Source organism: Pseudomonas sp. OV226 (assembly GCF_003148705.1).
Classification (GTDB): Bacteria; Pseudomonadota; Gammaproteobacteria; order Pseudomonadales; family Pseudomonadaceae; genus Aquipseudomonas.
In genome coordinates this window covers 35,274-52,664 of sequence record NZ_QGGS01000005.1, presented here as the reverse complement: position 1 = coordinate 52,664, position 17,391 = coordinate 35,274, and the positions used below count along the sequence as shown (strand labels likewise).

Genomic DNA, 17,391 nt, shown 5'->3' with positions numbered 1-17,391 from the left:
TCAGATGGATCGGCTTTTTTGTGTCTGCGCAAAACCCGCGCAAAACTGGCGCAAAACTACCCGGTGATTTCGCTGATATTCAGGTCCGGAATTGCTTCGGACCAGACGATTTCCTCGTGGTCTCGCTGGTAGTTTCTGGTCATGCCCTCGCTCGCATGGCCAGCAATTTTCTGACCGTCCTTTCCGGCTTTCTTGTACAGGTGCAGCGACAGCGCTCGCACTTCGTGGAAGCCCGGCATCTCTTCTTCCTTCCATCCCGCGTAGCAGTTCGCCGCCTCCCTGGCCTCCTTAAATGTTCGCGTCAAATATCTCTCCTCAACCTTCGTCCAGTGATCCTTGGTCTGCGCCTGTTTCTGTTTCCGGCGCTCGGGCTTCCGGTGCACCAGGTAGGGCGATACGACATCGTCGCGGCATCGGCTGATGACCGCCTGCAACTCCGGCGTTATCAGAAATCGTATCCATGCCGCGTCACTGGCCTTGGCCGTCTTCTTCTGCACCACGTACAGGTAACCCTCCCGACTGCCATCAAAACGCATATCGAGGATGTCTGTCCGGCGCTGGGCGGTGATCAATGCCAGGTCGATTGCGTTCTGCAGCCAAGCCGGCGACTTCTCCCGGATGGCTTTCAGTCCTTCAACCGTGTGGCGTTTGCGCTGCTTCTTCTCGATCCGGTTGATGGTGCTGGCCGCCGGGTTGTCCGGGCACAGTCCTTTGGACGCTGCGTGATTGAAGATGTCGATCAGCAGCGCCCGGCACTGGTTCGCCGTGCGCGGGGTGAGCGCGTCCAGCATCTCCGCGACCATGCGAATGGTTATCTGATCGACGGCCTTGCCCTCGAACTGCTTGCGAAAGCGCCGGAAGTGCACGGCGTAAAGACCCAGCGTACCTTTGGCGAGCTCGCGTGGTGGCAAAACGTCGCGTTCGTAGGTGTTGAGGAAGCCGGCAAATGATTCTGATGAGCTGCCCATCACGGCGCCGATCAGGTCAGCGCCGCGCATGAATTCCAGATTCAGTTGCTTCGCTGCATCGATTGCTTTGATGCGATCGGTTCCGAACTGAAACCACTTCCCGTCGGTTGGCCGCCGGTAGCGATAAGTCGAGCGCCGCGAATCGAAATACAGGTTCTGCGGCAGGCTCTTGTTCGCCTTGTTGCGCGGCCGTGGGACCATTATGCAGCTCCTTTCAATACCATCGCGACTAGGTCGTTGCCGTTCGACCGGTTGAACGCGGTCCAGTCAACGTACCAAAGTTTCCCGATCTGCTCGCCGGGCACCATGCCGTTACGGATATGGTTGCGGATTGCCTGCGGGCACTGCGGCGTTCCATTCTCGCCCCAGCGCCGGCGCTGGAACTCACTGATTTTGATCAGCTCTCGTTTCATTAGGTTCTCCATGCCGCGCGTGGCGGCAGAAGGTGGTTATTCGGTTCGAAAGACTTCTGCGCGCACAGCCCGCCAGTCTTGTTTGGTGGTTACAGGCTCGCGGCCAAACCATTGCTCTGCCTCTTTTGCCAGATCCTCCCTGGCTTCACTCCAGCCTCCACCAAGGCGAAGGGCGAACACTCGAATCTGGTCGCCGAGCGATTTACACCGACCTATTTTTGTTGCCGAGCAGATGAACATACGAATTCCTCCCCGCCGTTCACCGGCAGGCTGTGAGTTGTAAGGTTTTGGTGGGCAGTGGGATGAATTCGACGGGAGCGATGACGCTGGGCATCAGGGATTAGCTGATATACGAGGAGGGCCCACTCGAATAAGGTTCAGAAGTTCGCCCTGCCAGCTGTTTCAGAGAAATGCTGAGTGGCCGCAGCTGGTCAGGGTGGGCATCAATTCAGATAGGAGGGAGCGGACAAGCGACAAAGGTCAGCTAACGTTCAATTGTCCACCTCGCCAGTTGCTGCCCAATCAGCTCGTCCCTGAAGCAATTGGTGGGGCGGACTCTATTCACTATGGTCCTTTGTAGCAGTACACGTAGGCGAACCAGGCGAGGGCGATCATGGCGTCACCTTCATGTCGACTTCGTCATGAATCCACTCGATATCAAGCAGGTCGTCATCATCGATCTGCGCCCCGCGCAAGTCGTCGCTGGCCACCAACTCGGCAACCTCATCGTCATCCATGTCCTCAATCACCTTTCGAAAATTCACGACCGCCTTGCCGGTCAGTACGACTGTTCTTTTCATTGGGCAATACCTGTCATTTGCCGCTATAGCGGCTGACTTTGAAGGGGGAGGGGGTTGGAAGTATTCCCATACCAGGTGAGGCAATAAGCCACTATGCGAGAATGGATCCATGTTGATAAAATTTGACCGCTTGCTCAACTCCGGCTCTTTACCAGGCACGGATTGCTAGGCTGGAGCTGGGCGAGCTCTACTTTCATCTACCCCTTGAGGTAGATGCGCTTCATGCGGCCACCTGCTGCTGGTCCTGGCTTAGCGCTGCCTGGACGGCCTCGACGATCCGGCGTAGGTATGTGAAATCGTGGTTTTCTTCGACCGCCTTACCATCGAGCGGGTAATGCCATTCCTCTCCGAACAAGTCAGTCAGTAGCGCGCTTTGATGCCAGCATTCGTTTGGGCTCTCGATGCTGCGCAAAACATCGATGTCATGCCAAAGCTCCCGGGCTTCATCCTTGCTCAGGTCGCCCAATTCCCAGTCATGGCGCCCGGTCTGTTGTCGACGGCGCTGGACGATGCACTTCTTGGCCAGGGCGTGCAGCGCGTCGCCGCTGAAGACGGTGGAACTGATCCCGCGATCCAAGCAGTTCAGGATGTAGTCCCAGCCGCAGTTGGTGACGAACTCTGCGACGGTGCGCGGCCCCATACCGCCCCAATAAGCGTTCCAGCTCTTGTCCCAGCAGTTGATCGTGATCTTGCCCTGGGCTGTCTGGTAGTGCGGATCGCCTTCAGTGGGGCAGTCTCGGCGACCGAAGTCTTCGAGGAACACGGTGATCGGGTCGAGCCGTGGCGCGCCGGTGATTACCAGCTTCGTGACGGTCGACCGCTCAATCTGCAGCGGCACGGCCGGTTTGTTTTCTGTGGGCATGGGGCGTCCTATGCCGGGGCATGCCCGGGCGATGGAGGGTGGTGGCTTAGTGAGCAATTTGCTTTACTGAAAATTTCGACGGCTTAGGTCTTCTTTTAGGTTCTGGGGTTTCAATGAGCGAGAAAAAAATGCGGCGCGTGTACCACTTTATTAAGAGTGGTCATGGGTTGGACAACATCCAAAAGAAGCGACTGAAAATATCCACGATTCTCGGGTTAAATGATCCTTTTGAAATGGTTAGTCATGATGTAAGAAATCCATCGGTTCGCGAGTTATCTAGGTTTGGAAAAGAGTCATTCAGTAAGGAGTTTGGTATTCTTTGCTTCAGTAAGTCGAGTTATAGTCCAGTTCAATGGGCGCATTATGCAGAAAGAAATACTGGCTTATGTCTTGGGTTTGATATCCGCGAAGATTTATTGATGGATGTTAAATACCTTGATGGGCGTCTTAAGGGTGTGAGCTTTCCCACAGATCCGAGGTTTGCAGAGAAGTGGGTGAAGGAAATTTTATCTACTAAATACTCAGCGTGGAGTTACGAGGATGAAACTAGATGCTTTGCACGGCTGGAAGTTGAGGAGGGCGGTCGTTATTTTAAAGAATTTGATGAGGGGCTGATCCTCAAGGAAATTCAAGTTGGCTTTCATAGCAAGATCACTAGGGCGCAAATTGCATCTGCAGTTGGTGATGACTATGGATACGTTGAATCATTTAAGGTTCGACCCGCCTTCGGAAGTTTTCAAATGGTTCGAAATAAGGATGAATCACTTTGGACGTAGTGCTGCGGCCTAGGCAAAGGCTGTTCCTCAGGCGGCGGCTTTGAGCGCCTCGATGACCCGTTGGCCGGCCAGAGGTGGTACTGCGTTCCCTGCCATATGCATGGTCAGCCGGTGATTGTCTGGGCGCTTTGTATCCGATGGGAACGACATGGCTGCAAGCGCCTCGTTGGCGGAGAGCATCCGCATTTCATTCCCGCGTACCAAGGCCCACCGATCCAGTGTGGTGATGGTTCCAATTGGACGCGACAGGCAGCGGCCAGTCAGGCCAGAGCCGGACCCGTAATAGGGCATTATGAAACGATCACCGAAGCGCTCTCGGCCATTTTTCACGCGGATCAGGGTCGATTCGGCCCGGCCCGGCTTCACAACCAGGCTCCACTTGCCCGATTCAAAATCAATGAAGGATGAGGCTGGCACATGCCGGTGCTGGTGCAGCTGAAGGTTCAGCGGTGCTTTGCTTCGGGTGCAGACCAGAAAAAGGCGCACGCGGTGCTGCGGCACGCCGAGATCTGCGCAATCGACCACATGTGGCGCGAGCATGTAACCGAGCGCTGCCATTGCCTGCGACCATGCGGGGTACAAGGCCCAAGCCGTGAACTCTTCCACATTCTCGACCAGCACTACTTCTGGCCGGTGGAACTCGGCAGCCGACACAACCGCCCAAGCTGTGGACCGCGATGCGTCATGCTGAGCATTACCGGACTTCTTGCCTCGCGCCTTCGAATGTCCTTGGCAGCAAGGCGAGGCCAGCATGATGTCGTGCGCGGGCACCTTCGACCAATCCGCCTGGTGCAGGTCCTGGCAAATGTGAATAGCGCCCGGGTGGTTGGCGCTGTGCCATTCAACCGCGACTGGCCAGTGATTGGCGGCCCAGAGTACGTCGATGCCGGCATTGCGGGCACCGGTTGACCATCCGCCGAGACCGGCGAACAAATCGATTGCTGTAGGCATTGGAGATCCTCGCCGGCTGGCGTGATTCGTTGAAGTGGGGTATTTGTGTTCGGCCCGGCATGGAGCCGGAGGTGGGGTGAGAAATGAGTTGGGAATTCGTTTCGTGCTGGATTGAACATCACCCAGGGCTCGCGTCTTGGGTTCAAGCGTTTGGTTCAATTGGCGCTATTATCGCAGCAGGATACTTTCCGATTGCACACGAAAAGGTGCGAGAAAAACGAGACCGTCGAAATATTCTCCGAACTTTAAGTTACTTGGCTGACCCACTTGAGAAAATTATGCAGCAGCTAAGTCAGGCTCTTCTGGAAACTGATTACCAAAACAGATGGTTGGCAAGTGATGGGTCGCGACAGTTAAGTGTCTTGGGAAAAGCGCTCACCGAGATACCAGCAAGTATGGTTGTGGCTTTTGAGGTCACACTACTCACTGATCTTAAGTTTGCTTGTGAGTGTGCAATTGAGGCTGATCAATACCTCAAGGTGTCGAACCCTGGGGCAATCAGGCAGCTGCCTGAAAATATCGATCACTACAACGCTTGCAGAAATTGCATTGAGAGGCTTCAGCTTGTAAAAAATACGCTTTCGGGTTTGATAGAAGCGAACCAATAACGGTTTTGCCAGAATATAAAAGCGGAGCGTGAAAAATGCCAGTATGGTTCAGGGACAACGAAGATCACTACCGTATTTATGAACATGCAACCCAGGTCCAAGAGCAGGAAGGTAACTACGTCGTGAAAGATGCGTTCGGCAACTTGCTCGGCTCCCATCCACGCGATGAGGTCAAAGAGTTTTCGACAGTTGAACCACTACCGCGAATTACTGACTGACGGCTCTTCGATTTCGTCTTTGGGCTCGCTGGGGTGCTTAGCCAGGTATTGCAGGCCTGCATCCCGCAACTGTCGCAACACCTTTTCGCTGGGTTCATAAGGTGTCGTGACACAGCGAAGCATTCGAGCAGCTGTTTCGAAGTCCGCAGCGATCACATTGCGCAGCAGGTTCTGATACACCTCCTGCTGGTTGTTGAAACCGTGTTCTTTCATCAGGCGCTTGATGTCAGGCTTGAACACCCCGGCGACGTCAACAGTGAACCTCTCGATTCCCAGCGCGGCTTTCTTGGCCGCGTCCTTCTCGCGCTTCTTGCGCTGCTTGATGGCTTCCGCTGTCGGCTCCTGGTGTTCCTTGGCCATGGCCTGCCTCTTCAATTCCGTGGGCCGGTAGATCCAGCCATGTCTGTCGTCGGCGCTGGCGCACCTGGTTGCTGAGCCGTCTCATTGCGACGCCGGGAAGTCTAGCGAGTGTTCGGCAATCAGCTTTCGACAGAGCGTTTCGCTGATGCCGATGTGCTTGCTCGCCTTGTAGCGCGACATTCCGGCGGCCTTGCACTCCATGAGCCGGCCGGCGAGCTCGAGTCTCTCCTCGTCGCTGATGATCCGGCCGCGCTTGTTCTTCGGCGCATCAGCGGTTCGGTAGCCGTACGCTGGCTTCGGCACCTGCTCGACGCCTGGGCTGTCCTTGCCAATGCCGGTCGGAATCAATTGAGCCTGACCACCAGATGCAAAGAAGGCAGCTTTCGCCGCCTCGAGTCCGCTTTGCCGCTTGGCGGCTTCTTCGATTGCTGGATCCATATCAGGCACCGTTCAGGTGATGGTGTGGGGCAAAAGGGATGTCGTCGTCGAAGCTGTCGTAGTTCGGCCCGTTGGTTCCTTGCTGATTCTGCGCAGGGCGGGCTGCAGCTTGCTGTCGGGCTTGTTGCGGACGGCCCTGCGGTGCCGGTTGATTGGATGCCTGCGGCGGGGAGCCAGCGAACTTGATCACGATTACTTTGCCCGTCAGCTTGTTGCCGGGTGTGCCATCGGCCCGGTTGAATTCCTCGATGTGCACATCATCAATGGTGAAGTGCATCATTTGACCCTTGAGCAGATAGGGGGCCAAGGCCTCGGCCTGCTTGCCGAAGATGACAGCCTCCACCCACTGGGTGGGTTTCTTGCCGTCGATCTTTCGGCCGTAGTCGCACGCGAGTGTCAGAGCGACAACAGGCGTTGGGTTCTGGCCGCTGGTGTAGCGCAGCTCAGCGTCACGGCCAATGCGGCCGACGTCGGTAAGTGTTGGCATGGGGGTTCCTTAAGCGGCAATGCCGAGCACGCGGTTCATGCGCTCGTCGAGGATTTCGTAGAAGGTTTTGACCCGTTCGCTCATCTTGCGAATCATCACCTCGTCGCGGTAGGCGCGTTTCACGAACAGCTTCATGCCCGGCCAGTAGCTGACAAAGTCGATCCATTCGCGATCCGAAACCCACAAACCACCCTGGCACTGTGCGACGTGTTCCTTTGGAATCTCGCCGGAGAGGATCACCTCGACCTGAAATTTCGGCAGTTTGGTTTTGATCTCGCAAAGCCCGTCCTCGCCAATAAGCGAGTCAGGCGAGTAGCCGATTCCATGGTTTAGGATGATCCCAACCTGGTTGGTGATGACGTCCACCTGCGACTGGTACAGGCCGCGGGCCACGCCCTCATATTCATGGCCGCGCTCTGTATGCCGGTTGCCTTGGAACGGATCCGCTGCTTCGCCGGTGATGCGCTCACCGATCAGCGTATTCATGTAGGTGAATGCGCCGGCGCCGAAACCTGCTTCACCTTTTCCGTTGACCAAGAGGCTATCCAGCTCCGAGCAGGTCACGATGCCCAGGCGCAGATCCAGCCATTCTTGGGTGCCTTGCTCCACGTTACTGATGATTTGCATCGTCTTTCCCCTCGGTGATTTTGGTGTTTTGGGCTGCCGATTTCGTGAGCATCGCCAGCACCTGGTCGAACACGGATTTTTCGACAGCGGTCGGCGAGCCGTGAATTCCTGCAAACGCTGACTTCGCTTTGTCGCTGCACTTTTCCAGCAGCATCGCGATTTGTGCGGCCTGAGCGGATGTCACACGCGGCGTTACCTGCGCGGCCGGGCCATTGCCGTCATCGTCTTCGCCGGTAGTGGTGATGTTCAGCAGCAGGCCTGCGGTGTACCGCTTGCCGTAGCTGACGCTGGAGGCGACTGCCTGGACGCCGTTTTTGCTGCCCGATGCGTCAACGGGCAGAACGATCGATGTCACTTCTCGGTGTCCCGCGCGGTGGCTCAACACGCCTTCGACCTCAATGCCGCGCTCGTTTCTCGGGGTACGGAATGTGATGGCAAAGCCGTACTTGGCCATCACCGGCTTGATCATTTCGTTGACGTCTTCCCAGAGCGCGTAGGTGCTCTGGATGCGGCCGCTCTTGTCCTTGATGCCGCCCCGTTCACCGATGACCGGCATCTCTTCCTGCAATTGGGCCAGAGCATCGTCGTACTGCTGTTTGGCCTGCTGCGCCTGGAAGCGTTCGTGCATCGCCATCAGGCGTTCCATCTTGTCGATGTCCGCGTCTGGTGACATGGCCACCTGCTGAATGATCGACATGATCGTCGCGGATTCGGTTTGTAAGGCCGGCAAGCGCTCGACCTTCTCTGTCACTGCAAGATTGCTCATGGCGACCTCAGTACTTGATGGACATTGCAGGGATGAGGTTGCTCGCGACGAGCTTTACAGCCAGGCGAGCGCAGTCCTCGGTCATGCCGTGTTGCATGAATGCTTCTTTGGCAGCTTTGTAGATCGCGCCCTTGTGAGCCTTGTCAGCTTCACGCAGCTTTTCTTGGCGCAGGATCTCGTCCGCTGCTGCGTCAGCCCGGGCTTTTTCATCCAGACGGGCCTGCTCAACGGCTTGTTTCTGGTTTTCCACGGCAGCCAAGCGATCACGTTCAGCCTTCTGATCTGCCTCGATCTTCTCGCGCTTCGCCTGCTCGGCGCGGCGTTCAGCATCTGCGGCCTGTAGCTTCAGATCGTTTTCGCGCTTCTCGGCGGCTGCCTGTTCGTCACGGACACGCTGAGCTTCGGCATCACGCTCACGCTGGGCCTTTTCCTCCGCTTCCCGTGTGGCGCGCTCGGCGGCTTCACGGGCAATGCGATCCTCGTTGTCCTGCTTGTCGCGGGCTTCCTTCTCTGCTCGCAGTCGGGCCAGTTCGAGTTGCTCGGCTTCGTATTGCTGGCGGGCGGTGAGGGCGGCGCGCAGTACTCCGAGGGCTTTATCCTTGGCACGGGCTGCCTCGGCCTCGAACTCTTCCCAGATATCGCCTAGGGCGATTGCTTCAAGCTGAACGAATCGGTCTGCCAGGTCTTCTGCGGTGATACCGTCCAAGTCCATTGACTGAAACCGGATCCGCTCGATCGCTGCGTTGTGCTGGTCGACCCGAGCATCCTCGGCGGCCTGCCATTCGTTCAACGGCCGACGGACTTCTTCCTGCCAAGCTTCCAATGTGTCCCGAACACGTTTGCGCTCAGCGTCGATTTTTTTCGGCACTTCCTTCAAGTCGGCGACCAGCTTCTTGCCTACATCATCGAGGGCCGTCTTGGAACGGGCGACTGCGTAAGCCAGCGAAGCGATCGCTTCGCGGCCCTTGCGAGTGCTGATGTCCGGCGTGAAGCCGTCGATCTTGGAGCGGATCACCTGGAGCCAAGGCTCAAGGCCTTTTTCTGTGCTGTAGACGGCCAGGGCGGTTTCTTGTGGCGGCACGACGGCCAGTTCGGTATTTGCGGACACGACAGAATCCTTGCCGCGATGTACGCAGCGTTTGAAGGCGAAAAATGAGGGGGGTTACTGAGTAACGCGGTCAGCTAAAGCGCTGAGCAGCATCAGGAAGAGGAGGGCGGAGACGGCGATCGCACAGCCGCGAAAAAGAACGGTACGTTTAGCGCGCTGGTATCTGGTCATTTCGGCGTATCCGGAATACGAAACCAGTGAGTAATCCTTGTGTGGCAAGTATCGCCGTCGATGTACTCCCACGGCTTTTGGTCGCGGTCCTTTCGAATTGCCATAAATGGAGAATAGCTCGTCTTTCCTACCCGGCAGACAAGGACTGCCTTGTTCGGAGCTGGCAGGCTGTCCTCTACCCTGATCCACTCACTCATGCCCGAACCTCGTACGCCAAAGTCCATTCACCGCACAGGCAGGCGCGCCGACTCCAAGCCTTCGGGTTTTCGATATGAGCTCGCTCAGCTGCTTGCATGGCCTCCCACATTGTCGGCCCCTTGAACACCATCAGCAGGCGGTCGCTCGGCACGGCCAAATGCTCAGGTAGCTCGTCTAGCTGTTCGTCAATCAAGCTTTTCACGATTGGCATGGTCATGCGAACTCCTTATGCTGCCTGCAATGCTTCAGTAGGCGCTGGCAGTAGTGGCTGAATTCTTCGAGGGTGATCAGCTGGTCGGTCATCAGGTTGGTGATGATCTGCTGCACCAGGATGCTGTTGCCGGGTGGGCTGTCTGGATGCTCAAGGCTGTCCAACGCTTCGTCGATCAATATGTGCGGACTCACAGGTCGCTCTCCACATCGTCCTCGTCTTCTTCGCGCTGGGCCGCTGTCGCATCGGCGGCATGTGGTCGTAGCAGATCAGCGGCTATCTCCTCCAGCCGTTCGATCAGCCGATCACTGCCAAGTAGGTACTTGGCATGGGTTCGACAGTCGCTGCCACTGCCGACGGCTGAGCTGATGACGAGCCTGGCAAGAGAGTCGCGATCATCCAGCCCGTCGATCTGGCGCTGGGTCAGGTACAGCTGCAAGTGAGTGGCGTATTCCGCCGTGGTCACCTTCTGCATCGCTCCAAACCGACGCTTCCACGCTACATCCGAGCCGCACACCAGCTGCTCGGCGGCGCTTTCCAGCCATTCGCGCTGCTCATCTGGCTCACTCTCCGCCGGAGGCAACTGCGCGTCGTAGTTGAACTGACAAGTCTTCAGTTCTGCGTTCATGGTCGCCTCCAGATGGCGGTGTTGATCCAACAAAACTCGGCTGCACTCATCCTTTCCGCTGGTTGCCGTTGGGCGCGGAGGGGAGTGCATGCGGGTGGTGTCGGGGGAGGGGCGTGCTGCGAATTCAGCGTTGGTTTTGGCTTATGGGTTTGATGTAACTCACCAGTGAATCATTGAGCCGGCTGACGGTCATATCGCCGACCTTTGCTTTTAGGATGTTCAGATGAAGCGTGCAGTAATAATGTTCATGGCCATTTCAGGCTCTCTCCTGCTGGGAGGCTGCGGGCCTCACTGGGATGACGGAGAAAGGTACGGTCGTGATCGGGGTTATGATCATGGTCGTGGATACGACCGAGGGTATGACGATGACCGAGGGCACTACCGCAGATATGATCGTCGCGACAATGATCAAGGGTATGAGCGCAATCACGATCGCGATCGTGACGATAGAGACGACTAACCCGCTCTGATCCCACTACATCTTCACCAAGACTAATCTGTGAAATCCCCAGGCCCGCTACTGGCGACGGCCTGGGTTTGCAGCATCAGCAATGTGCGATGTCGTTCGGTTGGGCCTACCGATCCCCGGTTGATGCGCGGTCACATCTTCGGCCCTGCTGTCCGCTGCCTGTATGAGTGTTGGGTGCAGCCTTCAGGCTTGCCGCGCCACGCGAGTGGATCGTTTACTGGTGCATGACTGCCAATCCCCCATTCCGGGTTGTTTGATAAATGCAGGTGGCCGGTATAAGCCGGGGTTTCGTCCGCATCGGTAGGCGCTATAAGCCGTGAGTGATGGACAAATCGCTGATGATGCAGACCGACCCGTCTTCTGGGTCAGTGGTGTCGGAGTAATCGATCTGGTTGTACACGCCGCCGTGGAAGGCGAGAGTTTTGGTGTCCCAGGTGTTGTCGAGATGCATGATTGCGGAGGTGGATTTGACGCCGTTACAGCTCGCCGATACGGAAACGGCGCCGCTCGAATTGGCGTGAATGTTGATTTTGAAAAGTGCGCCGAGCGGCACGCTCTCTAGTACTGTGGAGTTCACCGGATCGTCTTGCAGGTAGCTCGACCGGAAACCCATGATGATTTTGCCTTTGTTCCAGAACACCTTTACAGGTGGTCGCTCCGAATCCTTCACATGAATCTGAGCGATCACAACCTTCTGCAGCGAGTTGACCTTCGTCAGTCGCATTTCCTGGCGATTCCAGTGATCAGCAGCGCTGGAGAACAACCAATAACCTGGCTCCTTCCATTCGCAACGGGTCCGTTTCGTGCTCTTGCTCGATGCTCCGAGTGTCGGCGCCGTCATCTGCAGCGAACCATCGGGAAGCATCGAGACAACGTCTGGACACTCGAGTAGTGCCCGCCAGCCGATAAGCTCAAGCGCAATCGGGTTGGTATCGGAGATCGGAAGCGGGGTAGCGATGGTGAAGTTGCTGATGTCTACAGTCATAGTTTGTGCCTCATTCCATTGATGTCGTCTTCTGCTCAGTTGAGCCTTTCGTTTGATGCAGGCCTACATCCCAAAGCCCACTCATTGAATGGGCAGAGGTGATGCGGTCAGCCTTCACGGCTCATCTGCTCATGGTTTGCGTGTTCTTCGCTGCAGAACGGCAAGCGATCGTTTCGAACCACTTTGCGGTTCCGCGCCTGGTCGTATGCCTGGTAGATGATGTTTCGATAGGTGACGAAGTCTGCGGGCTTGCCGCAGCGGGTGCATTTGGTTGGCTCTATTGCTGGTTGATCCATGACAGTTGCTCCGGTTGTTTTCCCAATGCACCCGCGTAACCAGGTGCATCAGTGAAAAATTCCGTTTCTCCACCACGCGCATCGCCGGATTCATATCTCTGGCCGTCGCCGCACATTTCGTGTTCGGTGCTGGTACGGCTGGCTTGCGTGGTTTCGCGTACTCACATCTGGTGAGCACGGCCAGTTCCAGAGCTGGCGTGGCATCAACTATTTGTTGCTCGCGCTTACCGGTTGAAACCCGGGGTAGTCGATGGCGAGGATCCTGAGCTGTTAAAGAGCGGCGGGTGTTGACCCTTCGCTGCCGGTCCCTTTTTGGGTACTCGGTGGCGATGGATGTAAATTAACCGCCGGTTTACGCGTAGTCAATACCGCCGGTTAATTTATTTTCTATGGTTGTGGCGTATGCTTTGGCCTTCGCTGTATATATATCCAGTATTAGGGGGCGAAATGGCGAAGGCGAAAAAACAAGAAAAGCAGGTAGTGCGGCTGGAGATGAGCGGGATTGAAAGGTTGGGGCTTCGCGTTTCGTCGATGATCAACCACCCCGTAGCGCAGATTCAGCGCTGGGTGACGATCCATCGCCTGGACACCGATGGGGATCGGGAGTGGGAGGAGGTGATGGGACTGCTCAACGAAACAGATGGCATAGACATAACGTTCAACGACGATGAGTCGGTAACGCTGAAGTGGGAGGCGAGCACTGAAGAGGATCGACCAGTAGAGGTGATAGAGCCAGTAGAGGAGTCGGCGCCTTTCTGACGGGCAAAGAAAAGCCCGCGAGTGGCGGGCTTTTTAGAGGCGGATTACAGCGAGTCGTTCTTTTGTTTTTTCAACTCCGCAGTGCATTCTGGGCTGTTGTTAAAGGTGTACTCCACTACGAAGTAGCCCTTATCCCTGGAAAGCGCTCGTGCATCAATTGAAATGCTGTTGATGTCGTTCTTGATTCCGGGCCCCCTCCATTCTGCAGCTAAAGTTCGATCCTGTTTGTAAAGGCCGGTCATCCAATCATTTGAGTCCTTCCAAATGCTGCTTGGCATCAAGAAGTCATAGGTCTTCGGCTTTCCATAAATTGAGGTCAAGGCATCCTTCATGGTGCCGTAGGCTGCTTGTAACTGGTGCCCGAAGTCATTCGTTTGGATGGTTTTGCTTATCCCCCGAACCACGCAAAGGCCGACTGTCGGGGATATGACCAAGCCATATTGCTCAAAAGCATCGTTAGGCTTAGGAGCCCTATCGAGCAAGTAAAGGTTTTCAGATTCTTTAGCGAGCCGTGGAGCTTCTCCTGTCATTTTTTCAATGGCATCTCCACTTATACCCGCCTCAAATCCAAACGGGCCAGATCCAGGTGGAAGAAGATTAGATTTGGCTAGTAGCTGGGGTGGGGCAGTCGAGGTGGTCGGAACTGCGCTCAACGCGGATGACGGTAGTGCAGATACACGAATAGGATTTAAGCCATATTTTGCCACTAGGTACTGCTGCTCTAGCATCGCGAGGGTCTGCTCACTAGTCGCTACAGTGGAGAGCTTCAATGCTTGGATCAGCCCGCCGCTGTATTGGGCGGCCTCAGCTTTTGCAGAGGCAATGCCTGCCTTCGCTTGCGTTATTTCGACTGATAGTTTACTGGCGAGATCCTCATCCACCTTGGAGGTAACTGTGGCTATAGTTACGCTACTTTGTGATTGGACGGCTAAAATTCGTTGCTCTAACAGCGCTTGATTGGTTTTAAGAATCTCAACCCGAGTTGAAATCAAATCTTTTATCAGCCCTCCGCTATAGACGGCCGCTGACCGAGTGCCAGCATCTATATCCTGTTTTGTCTGCGCAAGCTCCGTTTCTAAGCTGGCAACATATGCCTTTTGCTCTGGAGTGAGGTCTTTTTCCATACACCCTTGGAGAATGATGGCAGCTACAAAACAAAAAATGTATCCGTGCTTGCGCAATTTGAATCCCCCCATACTTGAGTCCGCACTTTACCATTCGTGGCGTACGGCCACCATTGGGTAGTTCAGATCCTCGGGATCTTCCTCTTCTTCAGGCTCACACCTGGCTATCAGTTCTGCGATGGTCTCGGCTATGAAGTCTGCATTCTCAGTGAGGACTGCAAGGTGCCCCTCAATACGGTCGGACACTTCCGTAGAACCACGCTGATCGATCCAAATGCCGATCTCCTCAACGGCACAGCCTAGGGCCATGATGTTCTGGTTCAGGCGGTAGAGCAGGGCGGAGTGGGGTAAGGTGGTCTGGCATGGCTGTTCCTCCAGTTCTTGAGGAAAGCGTAGTAGCGGGAATGGCTGACAACAAAAAGCCCGCGCATGGCGGGCTTCCTGTTTGGGGTCAACTCCTGTTGTCAGTTCAATCTGCCCTCAATCCTGTGAGCGTTGCGTGAAAATTGCGTCGCTGAATTGATAGGCCGATAAGTGGCAGCGCCGGGGGAAATCACGCGGTAAATGGAGTCGTGAACCGAAAGTGGGGAAATTAGGCCAAAAAATGGCCCGCGTGCGGGCGGGCCTAATGGGATTCTGCAAAGGAGTAGGGATAATCTGCGCCCCGCCTAGTGAGCTCTACGTGAAAAGCATGTCGCAGAAACGAAAAAGCCCAGCGCGACGGCTGGGCTCTGATGAGATGGGCCAAATCCTTTTGGCTGACCGCATTGTGCTTGGCAGGAGTGACAATGGCGTGACAGGGCAGATACGAAAGGCCCGGCGCTGGGCCGGGCTTTAACAATCGCTTGGATACGACTTACTTGTCCCATCCAGTTTTGAAGTCGAGTGCGCGCATCATACTGAAGACATCACAGCACTGTGCACCTAGTGATTTACACACATCAGGGACCTTCCTATTTTGCCTTTGCGCTGAAGGCTTAGATGTTTCAAGAGAGACTACGCATCTATCAACAGGGCTGGATAATGCGTAGGAAATTAGAAATGGATCTCGCCCAATATATGCGAGTTCATTTTCATTGAGATCTACGGCATACCCGTTATAAGTGACGTGCGCAACAGTCCTCGGGTCAACGTCTTCTTGAAGCACTAGATTATTTTTAACCTCCGGTTTTTTAAGCCAACCAGTTAAAATATCTTCTTTACCTGCCAGAATCTCTTCATAGATTTCGATAGGCATCTTTATGCGACCATTTTGGCTCTGATGCAAAAGCCATGACCACAGCTCTGGCACCATCGTTTGCGGATAATAAACACCGTGGGACGTAATTAACGTGTTTGCATCCAGCAGGTAAAGCTTCCTATCAAGCGCCATTATAATGTGCCAACCAAGTTATAGACATTGGCGGGCTTTACGCCCAGTACTCTTCCTGCCTTTGTCGCCGTTAATGCGCCTTCGCGCATCGTTCGTTGGACAAGATTTACGATTGCCCCACCGAGCTTATGACGCCGAACAACGTAATAGCTTGGACCGCCAGATCCGTCTCGACCGTCTTTTTCTGCCGCTTTCTGAGCGGCCCATATTTCTCGGAATTTCTGAGAAAGGATAGTCCACGTTTCTTGCTGAATTACCCCAGAAGTTAGCAGTCTGTAAGCGACCAAGGAACCGCTGACATTTATGCTTCTCGCGAACCCGGAAATTTTCTGAGTGAGAATATCTATGCTTTCTGCATGCCAATTCTGATTGTTCAAATCAGCTGGCGGAAGTAATAAAAGACTGGCGATGTCGTTGCAATACCGCTCGATTTTTTGTTCTGCGCGGATCCCACTTAAACCAGTGACCCCAACCAATATATGCGCATACTCATGAAGGAGCGTAAAAGATCTGGCGGTTGGCGCGTCTTGATCGTTGATAACAATGAATGGGGCTATTTTGTCAGATAATGCAAAACCCCTGAAAGCTTCGACAGGTATGTTTGTATGGTGGCTGCCTAGATTTCCAATGAGCAGAACAAACGTTCCCATTTCCTCAATTAGCTTTCTAAGATAAGCAAACGCCTCCTCAGATTTTCCATAACGCCGAAACTGATTGATGTCAAAACCGATCAATTTACCTAGATAATCAGAAACAGAAGCAGGCTCCAAATCAACTTTCACGCTGCCGACATAATCCCGAGGGAAGGCTTCCTCAACATCTTGAAGGACATTTTTGATCAGATCTTGCCGCACATAAATATCGCGCACTAGCGCATCAAGAGGCCCCTTGCTTTCGATGCGGAGCTCTTCAGGGAGTGTGCGGAAATCTTCGCCTCGCTCTGCTTGAGCTGGAGGGGATGGCAGATAGAAAACAAGAAGCGGGCGACGATACACCCCGGCCATTTTTGCGATAAGCGTTCGGGAAGCCTCCTTTTCGCCTTCCTCGTAACGCCGGAGCATTTCTGACCCAGGAACCTTGCTCCCACCAATAGCTAGAGCTTTGGCGGCCTTTTCTCTGCTAAGGCCGGCAGTCTCTCGTGCCCATACAAGCACTTCTGGGTTAATTCCCGGCATACATCACCGCTTCAGCTCCGTCTTCATTTGCGAAATCATCCATTATCACAGTAGCGGGTTTTGCGGGATACTGAACTTCTCTACCGTCTATCGCAAGTGCATGGGTCATGCTCTGAGTGGCTAATCAGCCTTGCTCCGCACAATTCTTCCCGCCTCCCGCCACATCAGTCCTGCATTCAGACTGCCATAACGATTCTCAGTGCTACCGCAGCCTCAAGTAACTTATTCGCCTGGTTCGAGACAGTCGTCGCCAAGACATCATTTCCCGCGTCTTTCAGCATTGCTGCCAAATCGAGCAGCTTGCCTACCTCGATCTCAACGACGCGAACGGATTCGGTTATCTGGTATTGAAGTGAGTGCGCCATGCTATCAACCCTTGCTCCAGAACCAAGACGGTCTTCAATGAAGAACCCTGCGACTTTCACCAATCCTGATCCGATCCAGCGCCCGGTTTAGAGCATCCAAGGCATCGAGGAGGGCTTTCGCCTCGGCCTCTCGGCAATCTCCCCAGAGACGTTCAGCCATTTTGTTCAAGGCTTGGATAGAGCGCTCTATCTCGCCGGCGGTCACCGCAGCCTGACTTTCCGGCTTTTTCTTCGGCATTTTCAGAACTTCTGCATA

General features: G+C 54.9%; 27 protein-coding genes. 4 read left to right on the top strand and 23 right to left on the bottom strand.

The features are described 5' to 3' along the window. Positions 1-56: 56 nt before the first annotated feature. The 5 genes from C7534_RS11475 to C7534_RS11455 form a co-directional block, all read right to left on the bottom strand. Positions 57-1,169, bottom strand: a complete 1,113-nt coding sequence (locus C7534_RS11475; RefSeq protein ID WP_109785845.1) for a phage integrase Arm DNA-binding domain-containing protein — start codon at positions 1,167-1,169, stop codon at positions 57-59. After that, positions 1,169-1,381: a hypothetical protein gene (locus C7534_RS11470; RefSeq protein WP_109785844.1), complete on the bottom strand. Its 213-nt coding sequence runs from the start codon at positions 1,379-1,381 to the stop codon at positions 1,169-1,171. The genes C7534_RS11475 and C7534_RS11470 overlap by 1 nt, the downstream gene beginning before the upstream one ends. Positions 1,382-1,417: 36 nt before the next feature. Beyond that, positions 1,418-1,621 (bottom strand): hypothetical protein, encoded by a 204-nt coding sequence (locus tag C7534_RS11465; RefSeq protein WP_109785843.1) that lies wholly within the window; start codon positions 1,619-1,621, stop codon positions 1,418-1,420. A gap of 371 nt (positions 1,622-1,992) precedes the next feature. After that, a complete protein-coding gene (locus C7534_RS11460; RefSeq protein WP_109785842.1) occupies positions 1,993-2,181 on the bottom strand; it encodes a hypothetical protein in 189 nt (62 codons plus the stop codon). Positions 2,182-2,401: 220 nt separating this feature from the next. Then, the gene (locus C7534_RS11455) at positions 2,402-3,043 is read right to left on the bottom strand and encodes a hypothetical protein (protein ID WP_109785841.1); all 642 of its coding nucleotides are present in this window, start codon (positions 3,041-3,043) and stop codon (positions 2,402-2,404) included. Positions 3,044-3,156: 113 nt separating this feature from the next. Here C7534_RS11455 and C7534_RS11450 point away from each other — a divergent pair, with 113 nt between their 5' ends. Continuing rightward, positions 3,157-3,819, top strand: coding sequence for a DUF2971 domain-containing protein (locus tag C7534_RS11450; protein WP_109785840.1), 663 nt, complete (start codon positions 3,157-3,159; stop codon positions 3,817-3,819). Positions 3,820-3,846: 27 nt separating this feature from the next. Here the strand turns inward: C7534_RS11450 and C7534_RS11445 are convergent, their stop codons facing one another. Continuing rightward, positions 3,847-4,770 (bottom strand): DNA cytosine methyltransferase, encoded by a 924-nt coding sequence (locus tag C7534_RS11445; protein WP_109785839.1) that lies wholly within the window; start codon positions 4,768-4,770, stop codon positions 3,847-3,849. A gap of 83 nt (positions 4,771-4,853) precedes the next feature. On the opposite strand from C7534_RS11445, the gene C7534_RS32315 reads away from it, so the two are divergent. Continuing rightward, the gene (locus C7534_RS32315) at positions 4,854-5,378 is read left to right on the top strand and encodes a hypothetical protein (RefSeq protein ID WP_146206169.1); all 525 of its coding nucleotides are present in this window, start codon (positions 4,854-4,856) and stop codon (positions 5,376-5,378) included. Positions 5,379-5,575: 197 nt separating this feature from the next. Here the strand turns inward: C7534_RS32315 and C7534_RS11430 are convergent, their stop codons facing one another. The 10 genes from C7534_RS11430 to C7534_RS11385 all read right to left on the bottom strand — a co-directional run bounded on the left by C7534_RS11430 (position 5,576) and on the right by C7534_RS11385 (position 10,590). Next, the gene (locus C7534_RS11430) at positions 5,576-5,956 is read right to left on the bottom strand and encodes a hypothetical protein (protein WP_109785836.1); all 381 of its coding nucleotides are present in this window, start codon (positions 5,954-5,956) and stop codon (positions 5,576-5,578) included. A gap of 81 nt (positions 5,957-6,037) precedes the next feature. Next, entirely contained in the window at positions 6,038-6,394 is a 357-nt protein-coding gene (locus C7534_RS11425; RefSeq protein ID WP_109785835.1) for a hypothetical protein, read from the bottom strand. Between the two features lies 1 nt (position 6,395). Continuing rightward, positions 6,396-6,881, bottom strand: a complete 486-nt coding sequence (locus C7534_RS11420) for a single-stranded DNA-binding protein (protein WP_109785834.1) — start codon at positions 6,879-6,881, stop codon at positions 6,396-6,398. Between the two features lie 9 nt (positions 6,882-6,890). Beyond that, positions 6,891-7,508, bottom strand: coding sequence for a lambda exonuclease family protein (locus tag C7534_RS11415; protein WP_109785833.1), 618 nt, complete (start codon positions 7,506-7,508; stop codon positions 6,891-6,893). Continuing rightward, a complete protein-coding gene (locus C7534_RS11410; protein ID WP_109785832.1) occupies positions 7,492-8,274 on the bottom strand; it encodes an ERF family protein in 783 nt (260 codons plus the stop codon). Before C7534_RS11410 ends, C7534_RS11415 begins: the two co-directional genes overlap by 17 nt. 7 nt (positions 8,275-8,281) lie before the next feature. Further along, entirely contained in the window at positions 8,282-9,382 is a 1,101-nt protein-coding gene (locus C7534_RS11405; RefSeq protein ID WP_109785831.1) for a hypothetical protein, read from the bottom strand. Positions 9,383-9,549: 167 nt separating this feature from the next. Next, positions 9,550-9,750: a DUF551 domain-containing protein gene (locus C7534_RS33290; RefSeq protein ID WP_109785830.1), complete on the bottom strand. Its 201-nt coding sequence runs from the start codon at positions 9,748-9,750 to the stop codon at positions 9,550-9,552. Further along, positions 9,747-9,968 (bottom strand): hypothetical protein, encoded by a 222-nt coding sequence (locus tag C7534_RS11395; protein WP_109785829.1) that lies wholly within the window; start codon positions 9,966-9,968, stop codon positions 9,747-9,749. Before C7534_RS11395 ends, C7534_RS33290 begins: the two co-directional genes overlap by 4 nt. Beyond that, positions 9,965-10,156, bottom strand: coding sequence for a hypothetical protein (locus C7534_RS11390; protein ID WP_109785828.1), 192 nt, complete (start codon positions 10,154-10,156; stop codon positions 9,965-9,967). Before C7534_RS11390 ends, C7534_RS11395 begins: the two co-directional genes overlap by 4 nt. Then, a complete protein-coding gene (locus tag C7534_RS11385; protein WP_109785827.1) occupies positions 10,153-10,590 on the bottom strand; it encodes a hypothetical protein in 438 nt (145 codons plus the stop codon). The genes C7534_RS11390 and C7534_RS11385 overlap by 4 nt, the downstream gene beginning before the upstream one ends. 296 nt (positions 10,591-10,886) lie before the next feature. Here C7534_RS11385 and C7534_RS11380 point away from each other — a divergent pair, with 296 nt between their 5' ends. Then, entirely contained in the window at positions 10,887-11,060 is a 174-nt protein-coding gene (locus C7534_RS11380) for a hypothetical protein (RefSeq protein ID WP_158283921.1), read from the top strand. 306 nt (positions 11,061-11,366) lie between these two features. Here the strand turns inward: C7534_RS11380 and C7534_RS11375 are convergent, their stop codons facing one another. Together C7534_RS11375 and C7534_RS11370 are read right to left on the bottom strand one after the other, a co-directional pair. Then, on the bottom strand, positions 11,367-12,044 hold the full coding sequence (locus C7534_RS11375; protein WP_109785825.1) for a polysaccharide lyase family 7 protein: 678 nt from the start codon (positions 12,042-12,044) through the stop codon (positions 11,367-11,369). Between the two features lie 107 nt (positions 12,045-12,151). Continuing rightward, a complete protein-coding gene (locus tag C7534_RS11370) occupies positions 12,152-12,340 on the bottom strand; it encodes a hypothetical protein (RefSeq protein WP_109785824.1) in 189 nt (62 codons plus the stop codon). A gap of 447 nt (positions 12,341-12,787) precedes the next feature. On the opposite strand from C7534_RS11370, the gene C7534_RS11365 reads away from it, so the two are divergent. Continuing rightward, on the top strand, positions 12,788-13,099 hold the full coding sequence (locus C7534_RS11365; protein ID WP_109785991.1) for a DUF1654 domain-containing protein: 312 nt from the start codon (positions 12,788-12,790) through the stop codon (positions 13,097-13,099). Positions 13,100-13,143: 44 nt separating this feature from the next. Here the strand turns inward: C7534_RS11365 and C7534_RS11360 are convergent, their stop codons facing one another. From C7534_RS11360 to C7534_RS11330, 5 genes are all read right to left on the bottom strand, one after another. Then, a complete protein-coding gene (locus tag C7534_RS11360) occupies positions 13,144-14,295 on the bottom strand; it encodes a hypothetical protein (RefSeq protein WP_256594765.1) in 1,152 nt (383 codons plus the stop codon). 784 nt (positions 14,296-15,079) lie between these two features. Further along, entirely contained in the window at positions 15,080-15,595 is a 516-nt protein-coding gene (locus C7534_RS11345) for a DUF4411 family protein (RefSeq protein WP_109785821.1), read from the bottom strand. Next, positions 15,595-16,770: an XRE family transcriptional regulator gene (locus C7534_RS11340; RefSeq protein WP_109785820.1), complete on the bottom strand. Its 1,176-nt coding sequence runs from the start codon at positions 16,768-16,770 to the stop codon at positions 15,595-15,597. Before C7534_RS11340 ends, C7534_RS11345 begins: the two co-directional genes overlap by 1 nt. Positions 16,771-16,946: 176 nt before the next feature. Then, on the bottom strand, positions 16,947-17,135 hold the full coding sequence (locus C7534_RS11335; RefSeq protein ID WP_109785819.1) for a UPF0146 family protein: 189 nt from the start codon (positions 17,133-17,135) through the stop codon (positions 16,947-16,949). A gap of 34 nt (positions 17,136-17,169) precedes the next feature. Next, on the bottom strand, positions 17,170-17,373 hold the full coding sequence (locus tag C7534_RS11330; protein WP_109785818.1) for a hypothetical protein: 204 nt from the start codon (positions 17,371-17,373) through the stop codon (positions 17,170-17,172). Between the last annotated feature and the right edge of the window lie 18 nt (positions 17,374-17,391).